The sequence below is a fragment of the Pseudomonas sp. MIS38 genome, assembly GCF_019891575.1.
Classification (GTDB): domain Bacteria; phylum Pseudomonadota; class Gammaproteobacteria; order Pseudomonadales; family Pseudomonadaceae; genus Aquipseudomonas; species Aquipseudomonas putida_A.
Genome location: NZ_JAFLXF010000010.1, coordinates 143220 through 154988, shown reverse-complemented (window position 1 = coordinate 154988; position 11769 = coordinate 143220). Strand labels below are relative to the sequence as shown.

12 protein-coding genes and 1 pseudogene are annotated in these 11769 nt (G+C 55.3%); 3 read left to right on the top strand and 10 right to left on the bottom strand.

What is annotated here, in order from left to right; genetic code table 11:
- Nucleotides 1-3 precede the first annotated feature (3 nt).
- The 3 genes from J1G18_RS14020 to J1G18_RS14010 all read right to left on the bottom strand — a co-directional run bounded on the left by J1G18_RS14020 (nt 4) and on the right by J1G18_RS14010 (nt 3916).
- Complete coding sequence (locus J1G18_RS14020) at nt 4-792, bottom strand: nucleotidyltransferase domain-containing protein (protein WP_210558985.1); 789 nt, start codon at nt 790-792, stop codon at nt 4-6.
- A gap of 14 nt (nt 793-806) precedes the next feature.
- Nucleotides 807-2033, bottom strand: coding sequence for an RtcB family protein (locus tag J1G18_RS14015; RefSeq protein WP_027611573.1), 1227 nt, complete (start codon nt 2031-2033; stop codon nt 807-809).
- A 335-nt stretch (nt 2034-2368) separates the two neighbouring features.
- Nucleotides 2369-3916, bottom strand: a complete 1548-nt coding sequence (locus J1G18_RS14010) for an RNA-binding protein (protein WP_223007899.1) — start codon at nt 3914-3916, stop codon at nt 2369-2371.
- Nucleotides 3917-4121: 205 nt separating this feature from the next.
- Between J1G18_RS14010 and rtcR the strand changes: the two genes are divergently transcribed.
- Nucleotides 4122-5729, top strand: a complete 1608-nt coding sequence (gene rtcR / locus J1G18_RS14005; RefSeq protein ID WP_134786807.1) for an RNA repair transcriptional activator RtcR — start codon at nt 4122-4124, stop codon at nt 5727-5729.
- Between the two features lie 174 nt (nt 5730-5903).
- Nucleotides 5904-6164: a hypothetical protein gene (locus tag J1G18_RS14000; RefSeq protein WP_027611570.1), complete on the top strand. Its 261-nt coding sequence runs from the start codon at nt 5904-5906 to the stop codon at nt 6162-6164.
- A gap of 31 nt (nt 6165-6195) precedes the next feature.
- On the opposite strand, the gene J1G18_RS13995 is transcribed toward J1G18_RS14000, so the two are convergent.
- The 3 genes from J1G18_RS13995 to J1G18_RS13985 form a co-directional block, all read right to left on the bottom strand.
- On the bottom strand, nt 6196-6618 hold the full coding sequence (locus J1G18_RS13995) for an RDD family protein (protein ID WP_097088693.1): 423 nt from the start codon (nt 6616-6618) through the stop codon (nt 6196-6198).
- Nucleotides 6619-6717: 99 nt separating this feature from the next.
- Nucleotides 6718-7062 (bottom strand): hypothetical protein, encoded by a 345-nt coding sequence (locus J1G18_RS13990; protein ID WP_139055541.1) that lies wholly within the window; start codon nt 7060-7062, stop codon nt 6718-6720.
- Between the two features lie 96 nt (nt 7063-7158).
- Nucleotides 7159-7821 (bottom strand): DUF2625 domain-containing protein, encoded by a 663-nt coding sequence (locus J1G18_RS13985; protein WP_135296191.1) that lies wholly within the window; start codon nt 7819-7821, stop codon nt 7159-7161.
- 295 nt (nt 7822-8116) lie between these two features.
- Between J1G18_RS13985 and J1G18_RS13980 the strand changes: the two are divergent.
- Nucleotides 8117-8386 (top strand): annotated as a pseudogene (locus J1G18_RS13980) (Arm DNA-binding domain-containing protein); the annotation flags it as partial.
- Nucleotides 8387-8555: 169 nt separating this feature from the next.
- Here the strand turns inward: J1G18_RS13980 and J1G18_RS13975 are convergent.
- The 4 genes from J1G18_RS13975 to J1G18_RS13960 all read right to left on the bottom strand — a co-directional run bounded on the left by J1G18_RS13975 (nt 8556) and on the right by J1G18_RS13960 (nt 11494).
- Entirely contained in the window at nt 8556-9656 is a 1101-nt protein-coding gene (locus tag J1G18_RS13975) for a hypothetical protein (protein ID WP_135296192.1), read from the bottom strand.
- 70 nt (nt 9657-9726) lie between these two features.
- Entirely contained in the window at nt 9727-10014 is a 288-nt protein-coding gene (locus J1G18_RS13970) for a hypothetical protein (RefSeq protein ID WP_016774053.1), read from the bottom strand.
- 167 nt (nt 10015-10181) lie between these two features.
- Nucleotides 10182-10571: a hypothetical protein gene (locus J1G18_RS13965; RefSeq protein ID WP_016774052.1), complete on the bottom strand. Its 390-nt coding sequence runs from the start codon at nt 10569-10571 to the stop codon at nt 10182-10184.
- 29 nt (nt 10572-10600) lie between these two features.
- Nucleotides 10601-11494, bottom strand: coding sequence for a hypothetical protein (locus tag J1G18_RS13960; protein ID WP_227451413.1), 894 nt, complete (start codon nt 11492-11494; stop codon nt 10601-10603).
- Nucleotides 11495-11769: the final 275 nt, after the last annotated feature.

Genomic DNA, 11769 nt, shown 5'->3' with positions numbered 1-11769 from the left:
TCCTTACGCATACAACCCGACGATGTCCCTGAGGTAGTCATCCAGTCGTCGCGAGTCTTCCTGAGTTCTGAGTAATGTGGGCACATCGCGCTCGAGTTCGGCAGTGATGAACCTGTGCAGCGCCGGACGACGCGGGCCGTAGGCGCGCTCGTCGGCATTGCGTTTAAGTGCCAGCAGTTCGTCGACTTCAGCCAGCAGTGCGCGGTCGTCGACCGTGGTCAGCAGCTCGGCGAAGGTCATCGGTGGACGCCCACGCCCCTGATCGATCCAGCGCACCGCCAGCAACGGCCGCAGCACGTAGAAGTACTTCTTGAACCGTACGCTGTCGCCTTGCAGGTACTGGCGAAAGTTGTTTTTCGCCATCGACAGATAGTGGTTGCGGGCTGCCGGCGGGCTGTAGAACGCTTCGGCCAGCTCCCGCAGTTGCGTAACCTGCGCGCTTTCGCTGCGGTACACCAATGGCGAGTCGAGCCACTCCAGCAACGTCGGGTTGGACTTGCGCAACAACCCGAGGGTCTTGCGCAGTTCCCAGCCGCTGACGTCCAGCTCGTCGTCCAATGGCCGCTCGATCACAGCGCGCGGCGTGTCGACCTGAACGAACCACTGCGGTTTTTCCACGTACACGAACCGGACGTCGTAGTCGCTGTCGGTCGAGGCAAAGCCCCAGGCCCGACTGCCGGACTCACAGGCGTACAACACCGTGACATTGCGCTCGCGCTCTATACGCGCCAACTCTTCCAGTACCCGCGCACGCATCGTGGCGCACAGCGGGTGGCGTTCTGCAAATTCCATGACTGCTGATCCTTTTATCCTTTGACGCACACCACTTGCCGCAGGGTGTGCAGCACTTCCACCAACTCGCGCTGGGCGTGCATGACTTTGTCGATGTCCTTGTAGGCCATCGGAATTTCGTCGATCACCGCTTCGTCCTTGCGGCACTCGACATGCGCCGTGGCGCGGATCTGGTCTTCGACGGTGAATGTATTCTTTGCCTTCGTTCGGCTCATGGTGCGGCCGGCGCCGTGGCTGCAGGAGCTGAACGACTCTTCGTTGCCCAGGCCGCGCACAATGAAACTCTTGGCGCCCATCGAACCCGGAATGATCCCGAGTTCACCTTTCTTCGCCGACACCGCGCCTTTGCGGGTGACCAGGATTTCTTCGCCGAAATGCCGCTCTTTCTGCACGTAGTTGTGGTGGCAGTTGACCGCTTCCAGCGCCACCTCGAACGGTTTGCGAATGATCTGGCGCGTGGCCTGAATCACCGCGCGCATCATCAATTCGCGGTTCTGTCTGGCGAAGTCCTGCGCCCAGCTCACCGCTTCCACGTAATCATCGAAGTGCTGGCTGCCTTCTTCGAAGTACGCCAGGTCACGATCCGGCAAGTTGGCGATGTGTTGCCGCATATCCGCCTGAGCCATCTGAATGAACAGGTTGCCAATGGCGTTGCCGACACCGCGAGAACCACTGTGCAACATGAACCAGACCCGGTTGGCTTCATCCAGGCACACTTCGATGAAGTGGTTGCCGCTGCCGAGCGTGCCCAAGTGCCCACGGTTGTTGGTGTTGGTCAGTTTCGGGTACTTGTCGGTGATCAGTTTGAAACGTGGCTGAAGCCCCGCCCAGGCCTGATCGGCTTGCTGCGGAATCTCGTCCCATGCGCCCTTGTCGCGCCGAGAACGGTTCGAACTGCGGCCATGGGGCACCGCTTGCTCGATGGCGCTGCGCAGACCTTGCAGGTTGTCCGGCAAGTCGGCTGCGGTCAGCGACGTGCGTGCGGCGATCATGCCGCAACCGATGTCCACGCCGACGGCCGCAGGGATGATCGCGCCCACCGTCGGAATCACGCTGCCAATAGTCGAGCCCTTGCCCAGATGCACATCCGGCATCACCGCCAGATGCTTGAAGATGAATGGCATCTTTGCCGTGTTCATCAGCTGCTCGCGGGCCTCGTTTTCCACCGGGACGCCTTCGGTCCAGAGTTTGATCGGCTTGCCGTTGGCGACTTCGAGCAGTTGGTAAGTGTGTGCTTTCATTTCTCTATTCTTTATTCGTTGGCCGATGATTCGGCGTTGTTCCGTCATGTGCAGCGACAAAAAAACAGACACTGTGGCTCTGCCAGTCGAGCCCCCGTTGCCGGGGCGGGATTCGAACCCGCGTTCCGATGGAGTACCTGTTGCATTCGCTGCCTTCTTTTTCAATAAGGTGGCACGACAAAAGTTGATGACTGTTGCGCGTCGCCGCGCACCGGGGTTAACCGGCCTCAGATGTACAGCCATCAGGCATTCGTGCCGTCACTCACGCTGACAAGGGTTTGATGAGACGTCTTGGATGTAGTCCCACCGGCATTCAGCGCCTGTGACAAATCAATTCATTGCATCTTCTCGATCGCTTCGACCCAGTGCTGGGCACCGTAACGACCGCTGGTGAACTGCTCGACCACATCGAACACTGCATCGCTGAAACCGCCGACATTCAGGATGTCATCGCGGTCGGCTGCCTGCGTTGCATAACCCGGCTGGATATCGATGCACACCAGCCGTGCCTGCGGGTTGATCCGCTTGATGCGCTCCCACTGGAGCATGGTCTCACTGGCACCACGGCGCCGCGTGTCGATCCAGGACTCGTTGTCCGATACCAGAATCAGCGTATCGACCCTGGCCTTGCTGTCCGCCAGTTTCTTCAATGGCGCCGAGCAGTTGGTGCCGCCGCCAAAGGCCGCGGCCAGTTTCTCCGCATTGCTGATCACGCTGTCCCGTGGATTGAGCTTGATATCCACCACCTTCACTTCGAACGGCATCACCCGCGCCGCCGGCTGTTTGCGCAACACCGCTGCCGCGACCAGTGCCGCCACATCGATGCAACGCACCGCCGTGGTCGCGCCCTGACGATAACCGGTCGCCGGGCTGCCCATCGAACCCGATACGTCCGGGCAAACCACCACCGCGCCTTCAAGCTTCGGCACGTTGGCCAGCGACAGCTCAAGTGCATCCTGCAACGCCTCGCGGATCTGCGGCGGTACGTTATCGCCAACCATCCGATAGGCCGCCAGCAACTGGTATGGATAAACCCGCGCCTTTGCCACTTCTTGCGGATCTGCAAGTCGCGCTGCCACGTAATCGACGCAACCCGGAACCTCGAACGCGCCATGCCGCGCCAGGGTGTTGAGGTTGATGCGCAACCCCTGCCAGCCCATGTTGCAGGCCTGCGCCGCCCATTGCTCTTTGCTCAGAATTTCGTTGCCAAGCAGTTGAAACGGTACCGCGGGGACTTCGCGACTCGCACCGCTGCGAAATGCCAGCAAATCACGGGTCAACTCGGGCAATGCCTGCACATCCACCGGTTTGCCGATCAGCCAGGCGAAGAACGCTTCGCGCCAGGCCTCAGCCGGCTTTGGGTGAACCATCTTCACCACGTCCGCCAGCGATGGCTGGTTGCCAATCGACGCTTGCAGCAGTTGACGTTCGGTCGCGCGGTTCAGCCAGTTCTGCACCAGACGCTTGGGTTGCGAACCGAGGGATTTGCGCCCGGTGGCGCCACTGCGCAGGATCTGCACGTAGTTGCGCAACATCTTGCCGCTGTCGATCACTTGTTCAAACACCTCAGGTACCAACGTCGAACGGTTCGCCGTTAACGCCGCGAGCAGCAATGCCGGCATGTCTTTCATGTGGCCCTTTTGGCGAGCGTAGACAGCAGCCTTCGCCACGAAACGGCTGTCGAGTTCAGCCACCAGCTTCAACACTTGATCCAGCTGGCTTTCAGCGCTGGCGTAAAACGTCTGGTTCAGGCAACCGGTGACCGCCAGTTGAGCCAGTTGATGCTTCGGCGTGTAGGCATATGCCGAGGCGCCGGAGGCATTCAAAGTGTCGCAGGCTGCCAGCTGTTTCGATTGCGTGTTGAAGAGTTTGAAGTTGGCCATCGTGGCGTCTCGCTGTGTTGTCCTGTTCGTTGCGATAGGTATTGCAGCGGCTGTGCCAGTTTTTGATAGGCGCAAAATTTATTTTTTATCTTATTGATTTATCTAGTTTTTTTTATTTTTTATCGATTTCTTTGAGCTGAACCAAAGACAAACCCAGTGTGAGAAACCTATCATTTGATATCGTCATTTATCTTTTGAGATAGCCATGCCCAACAAACGCACCGTCGCCATCGGTTTTATCGGCGCCACCCTGGACCGCGTTGGCAAAGGCGCCAATCGCTGGAGCCACTGGCGACCTAGCGTGGGCCTGTGCCAGCAACCGGACGTGCTGATCCATCGCCTGGAATTGATTCACGGTATCGACGCGCGCGACATCAGCCTCGCTGAACGGGTTCGCGCCGATATCCAGCAGGTCTCGCCGGAAACCGAGGTACACCTGCACCCCATGGCACTGCGCAATCCGTGGGATTTCGAAGAGGTCTACGGCGCACTGCATGACTTCACGACGGCCTACAGCTTCGATACCGAGCACGAGGACTATCTGGTTCACATCACCACCGGCACCCACGTCGCGCAGATTTGCTGGTTCCTGCTGACCGAAGCACGCTATCTGCCGGCGCGCCTGATCCAGACTTCCCCCGCCCGACGCAAAAGCGAAGATGAACAAGCCACCGGCACTCACGCGCTGATCGACCTCGACCTGTCGCGCTATGACCGCATCGCCTCGCGTTTCGCCAACAAACGCCTCGAAGGCCTGGAGTTCTTGAAGTCCGGCATCGCCACCCGTAACGCGGCGTTCAACCGCTCCATCGAACAGATTGAACGCGTGGCCGTGCGCTCCAAGGCGCCCATGCTGCTGATCGGCCCGACCGGCGCCGGCAAATCGTTTCTCGCCCGACGCATCTATGAACTCAAACGCAGCCGCCATCAAATGCAGGGCCGGTTTGTTGAGGTGAACTGCGCCACCCTGCGGGGCGACGGTGCGATGTCGGCTTTGTTCGGTCACGTCAAAGGCGCATTCACCGGCGCGCAGAACGCCCGCGACGGCCTGCTACGGGCAGCGGACGGCGGCATGTTGTTTCTCGATGAAATCGGTGAGCTGGGCGCGGACGAACAGGCGATGCTGCTCAAGGCGATCGAAGAAAAGCGCTTCTTTCCGCTCGGCTCCGACAAGGAGGTCGATAGCGACTTCCTGATCATCGCCGGTACTCACCGCGATCTGCGCAGCCGCGTCGCCGAAGGCCTGTTCCGCGAGGATCTGTACGCACGCATCAACCTCTGGACATTTGACTTGCCCGGCCTGGCCGGCCGCCGCGAAGACATCGAGCCCAACATCGATTTCGAGCTCGAACGTCACGCTCGCGATCACGGCCAACTGGTGCGCTTCAACCTCGAAGCGCGCCGACGCTACCTCGCCTTCGCCAGCTCTCGGGAAGCAGCATGGCTGGGCAACTTTCGCGAACTGTCAGCGTCGATTACCCGGATGGCCACGCTGGCGGACAGCGGACGAATTGATGAGGCGCAAGTGCAGGAAGAAATTGATCGACTGCGTTATGCGTGGGGACTGGCGCAAGCGGACGGCGTGTCGGATGACCTCCCGGGAGACGCCGATAGCCTCGACCTGTTTGATCGATTGCAATTGAAAGCGGTAATTGAAGTATGTCGGCAAGCGGACAGTCTGTCGGATGCCGGACGCAGACTGTTCGGCGTATCGCGCCAGGCCAAGGCGCAGCCGAATGATGCAGATCGCTTGAGAAAATACCTGAGCCGCTTCGGGATTGAATGGGCCGACTTGCAAGGCCGCAAAATATAGCGCGGTGTTTTCGCGGCGCTTTGTCGCGGTCATGTTTGTGGTCGGCTTGGTAGAAATCCTTCTACTTTCACATTGGGCCGGGTATCTGTGACTTTACCGCTCGTCCAACGGCCAGCACCTTAGGCCTGTTCATGCCTCCAAAGAGTTACCCACATCGCGCGGAAGACTCAGATCATGAACAAGTCGATTGCAACCCTGACGCTTGCAAGCCTGCTGTTGACTGGCTCGCTCTTCACGCAGACCAGTTCGGCAGCAACACCGACGGCCTCCTCCGGCACAAATCAGGCGCAAAGCTCAGAGTCCAACGAGGAAAAAGCCAATAAAAAAGGCGAAGAAGCGTCAGGCTCAAACTCCGGCGCCGAACCGCAAGAAACGCAGAAGGACGCCGCAACCTCCAGTGACTCGGAGGATATTCAGCAAGATTCGAAACCTTAACACTTGGGCGACTGCCGTCGCCCCACTTGACTCACCTGACACGAATCACAATTGTTGACGCAAGCATGTCGCCCAGGCGTTTGCGCGAGCCAAAGAAGATGAAAATCCAGTCGAGGATGTTCAGAAACGGCGTTGTGATATTGCGTATGAACGATTGATACAGATTGCAGTTCAAGTAGCTACGCTCATCAATCACCGACATCCCCAGCAGCTTTTTACCCAGGCTTTGCCCGTTGGGCATTGCGTCGGAAAACAGGTAATACGCCACACCCGTACCAAGAGCCAGGACAGCCACCACATTTGGCGGCAAACCAATAAACTCCGCCAGCCGTCCTACGAAGAGGATCAAAAAGTAGGTGATCAACGTATCGATGATCTGCCCACCCCAGCGACGGCCCAGCCCTGCGAGATTTTTCGGCTTTTGATATTCACTGCTGGTATTGCTGATGTCCATGCGCCTTCGCTCGATCGGAATTTAGATACCGGAGTATCGGCAACCGATCGCCAATATTTAATGGCGCTTCAGAGGCGAGCGCACTGACAGTACGGTCTATCAAACCCCGCAACACTGCTGCGCATGGCTCGGCTCGCTGAAGGTAAAGAAGTAGAAGGAAATTTTTTCGTCCTCTACGTCTCTTAATTCATATCTGATTCTGTCGAGCCCACGATCGATTCGGGTAACGACGAGCTCCATGAATTGAGTTAATCCGCCGCCAAAGCCACTTAGATCAAGCGCACTGACATCCTGAAAATTTATAGTGATAGTGCTTTCTGCTGCGTCATCGAGCGACGACATCGTCAAGGCCAGATTGTACTTGAAGTCTTGAATTTCAATATTCAGAGAAACGACTGCATTGTGTTGAATCAAAAGCGAGTTCAAGCGAGATAACTTATCCATTTTCTTATGAACCAATGACGGAAAAGATGTGGCCTGCAACATTCGTGTATTTGAGCGAGCATCTTCAGCCCTGGCAGGCAGAGTATCAACCCGACATCAGAGTAACTGCGCAGAACCTTTGCCGAGCTTGCGTGCCAACTCGACATTCATTTCGAACTGTTCGCTGACATCAATCGCCGTACGGCGACTCTTTTCGACTGAGCCTTCCCGAGTCCAGAGAAACGGGAAAAACGAAAAGCACTGATCCGCTTCCAGCGCCTGCAGGTCGTGAATCCAGCCGTTCCAGCGCAAACCGTCGTAGAAGGTCGCGAGCCGATCACTCAACGCCCAACCCAGAAAGTCGGTGTAAGTAATGTGCAATGGCTCCCACAACAGCGTGTCAGGCGCCCAGTAATACATCGCCCCAACCTCTTCACCCAAACCACCGCCATTGAGAGCAAAAAAACCTCCAGCAGCATCGTCGGCGACCAACATATAAGCATCAGCACGGCCGCCATTCCAATCCAGAAGATTTCGCGGTAATTGCGGATGCCCGGAGCCGAGCACACGTAACCAGCCGTGATCAATCAACAGCCCACCCGTTTCGAAGGCGATCGCACCCAACGTCGATTTAGTCGTGAGCTGAAGACCTGAAAGAACTCTGCCATTTTCGGTGGAGGGAGGGAGTAACTGATAGTTGAGTACGGCTTCCCCCAGCATTTTTTCAATGATGGGCAGCGCCGGATCCCGCTTGTCTATCAAGTGATCCAAATTTTTCATCCAGCGACCTTTTTTTGCGCGAGCTTTGCGCAGGCACAAAAAAGCCGATCTAGATGATCGGCTTAAGTGTCTGATTTTACTCAGGAATAATGGTCGGGACGGAGTGATTCGAACACTCGACCCCTAGCACCCCATCTCTTTTTTCATATTTCTTGAAAGCTTCCAAAATTTCACTCTGGATTTTTCCAAGCGAGTATTTACTTGAGCTCCAGCGGTGTTCTGCTCTACGAGTGTCCAAGAACGTCCATCAAGAGCCGACGTTTTTGTGGGGGTAAAAGTAGGGGGAACCCATTTCATGGCCAAAATCACCATCAAAGAGTTCGAGTCGCTGACCGCTGAAGATGCCGGCCGCATCCTCAGGGAAGATGGCAATCTCTCCGGTCGAATCTCAGTGCGTAAGGACGGTGTATCAGTCAGCTTTTTCTATCGGTATCGCTGGGGCGACCAAAACAAAGAGTACGCCTGTGGCTCCTGGCCGCGCAAATCCCTGACAGACATCCACAAGGCACGCAACCAGGCCCAGGCGCTCATTGATGAGCAGATCAATCCTAACGAGCAAAAGAAAATCTCGATCATTATGTCGATTTGGCTCGCGTGATTTTGACGATGCACAAGAAAAGGTCGACCGGAATCTTCAAAGCTGCAGAGTTGTCTGCCAGGGACTTTATCAGCGCAGTGGGAACTCTCGATCTGCCTATGGCACCTAGGGCGGCTTGAGAGAGTCAACCCGTGGCTTATTGGTTTGAAATACTGGCATGAACTAGATCAGCAGAGGCCTTGTTGAGTGACTGAGCAAAATCATTTGCTTTGGATTCTGCGGCATAATTAGCGCCAAAGCTGTCACTCCAGGCTTTGATCTCAGCGTTTTTCATCGCCGTTTCGTAGTTTTGTTTGGCAATAGTACGCCGAGCATCTCCCCACACGTTCTCCCAACCGCCATAATCCTTCTCAGCTTTCGCCACTTCTTCAGCCTTCCGACGCTTGAAACCTTCAAGCGCTCCACGATGCTCAGCGATAATATCCTTAGGCTCAACTTTTGGCCTCCAAGGGTTCTTGGTAGCACGCTCGCTGATGTTCTGTAGAAGGACCTTCTCCGCCGCAGCGATTAAAATCTTGTGGGCTGGGTCATCTGCATACTTCCTGGAATAACTTGCACTTTGCGCTTTAACACAACTTAAAGCTCTATCGACAACTAGCTTAGCGCCGACGCTACTCCAAATAGCCATCTCCTTTTTGGTGAACGGGTAGAATTCGTCCTTAGGCATGTCTTTTGAACTGCGAAAACTTCCGAATTCTTCAGTCCTTATACCGACAAGCCCGCAAAACATTTTTATGCTTGATAGATAGGAAGCCTCTATTCCGCGACCTTGAGCATCAGCCACCTGCTTATCCGTTACGGCCGGCATCCCCTCCGCCGTGTAGTACTTGTACTCCATGTAGCGCGTTTGATTCTGGAGCTGCTTCTTATCCTGGCGAGCAGCGTTGAGACTGCGCTCTAAGCCCTCCAGCTCACCCTTGGCGAAGTCTCGCTCAGCCGCCAGGGACTTGAGTTGGGTTTCCAGCGCGGCAACCTTGGGTCGTTGCTCTTTCAGGATGCCCTCGTACTCAGCAACCTGCTCTTCCAGCCGATCCTTTTGGTAGATGGGTTTCACGGTGTAGAAATAGCCGAAAACTGCTACTACCACGAGAACGATCTGCGAGAGCTTTTCTACGAAAGAAAGCCAATCCGCTTTCTCACGAACAGATTCAGTGCCAACCCGATCACCGCTGGTGGTGGGGCTGCTCGTCTCCACTCGCTCCTGCTGCCTTCTCAAAAATGCGTTGCGCCTTGTCATGCAATCCCTTCATCGAACCAACAAAATGCCCGCCGGCAAGCCGGCGGGCATTGAGGAGTTGCCGAGTAGGTTACCAGCCCAACGCTTTTTTAACCTTTGCGTTCAGGTCATCACGCATTACTACGGCACTCAGCTCTTTTGCATGGAGCGCGTTCTCGGCATTATGAACATCCCCCAGCGTTTTCTTGCTGTGCTTGTTCATCAGGTTCTCGATGAATTCCAGAACCTCGTAGCCCTCGTCTTTGTCGACACGCGACCGATCTTTAGGGCCTGCGTATCTACCATCACCGTTGTCGCGTTTCCAAGTGTAGGTATATTTAGCAGTTTGCAGGTGTTCTTTCTTGAGCTGAACAGTCATAACTCTTCTCCCGGCTTAAGCAAGCGCTCATTCTAGAGCACCAAAATTGGCTTTGTGATGACGGTCGGGAGCCAGTGAGAAAAATCAGGCTTAAGCGTTGACTCTCAATCTTGAGTTTTCTCTAATGCGCATCCCGCCGGTGGGCGATGCAATACCTTGAAACCGCGTCAATGTGACTTGGATTGAACCTTGCCATCCACCAAGGTCACCACCATATATACGTACACCTCCGTCCCCCACGTATAGACCTGCACGTTGCCGCCACTGGCAGCCTCCTTACCGGGAATCTTGACGATGTCCAGCACCTGTTCATAAGTCATGCCGGGTTTAATTGCAGCGTATTGTTGATCACTAATATTGGGACGCTGGGCTCTTATCGTTTCAAGATCGGGAAAGCCGGATTGATAGTTGACGTTATTGCCATTGCCAGAAATGACCGGACTGTTGTTGCCGCTGGAGCTGTGCGAAACCGCCGGGGTTGGCAGGACGAGCGCCGCCACTGATGCCAAAGCCCCCAATATGCCTGTGTACAAGCCAATTTTTTTTATGTTTGCCATGTCATTCTCTGGATTCTCAGATGATTCAGTTATACGACTACGGCGAAGCGCTGAGCATCAAGGGCGGCAACAGCCGAGAATCCAGCGCCCTTTTTGAAACTCATGTTATGGACAAAATTCTTCATCGCATCAGACGGATCGATGGTTTCGAGGTTAAGTCCGTCAACAGTTGGTCTAGAGAACGCAGCACTCAGAATCGGCTGCTCCTCCATATGACCTGTCGAGCTGTTGAGCACATTGTCCAGAGCGGTGACGATGACCAGGTCATCCGGCAGGATTGCCAACAACTCTCGACCTACTCGCAGGGCGCAACTGCACACGTAGTCCTGATGAAGTTCGTTGAACCGCCCAGCAGGCATAGCTTTGGTCGACAGTTTGCCGCTTTTGAGTAGAGATTTTATTTCGGTCGGAATCACGTCGGAGCCATGAATAGCGACTTTCGCTTCTAAGACACCACCTTCATGAACAATCATCTGAATAGCTGAGCCGAGGTGTGATATTTCTGCAAACGACTCGAAAGCTTCGATGGCATCTAGCTTGGCCTGACGGTCACCATCAAGGATACGGATCGCAATGTCCCTCTCCTCCGCCCACTCGGTATGGGCAGTTTTCCATTCATCAAGCTGAGCCTGATATTGCCTTTCGTCTTCCGCCTGCGCGGTGCCAATTTTTCCTTCCAGGGCCATGCGCTGACGAGCCTCTAGCTTGAAAAGCCGAGCCCAGAAATTGGGGTGATATGTAGCGGCCGCATGCGTAGCTTCTTGCTCAAGAGCACCGCTCTTGAGAGGCTGTTTAGGTTCAGGATTGGAGAGAATTCGCTTCCATTTCACAGGCTCGGCACACTCCTTGTGCATCGAAAGGAGGATATCTACGTGATTTTCGTACACCTCAACTTCATACGCTGCTTGTTCCAGCGCTTCCATCTTTGCGTACTCTTTCTGTCGCTTTTCAAGCTCACGCTGACGGCGATGAGCGTTGCGCTCTGATCGCCGCGCAGACGCTTTGCAGCGAACGTACAGTCCCTTTCCAACCCATCACGACTCTCCATACCGTTCACATGATGGCACATTAACATAACTCGTGGCATTGCCTGAATCACCTGAGTATTTGGAAACCGAAATATCAGTTAACCCAGAAATAGCGCATTTGTACTCCACGCTTCTCAGAGCAAAGGCACGACCAGTTACCCAGAAGCAAG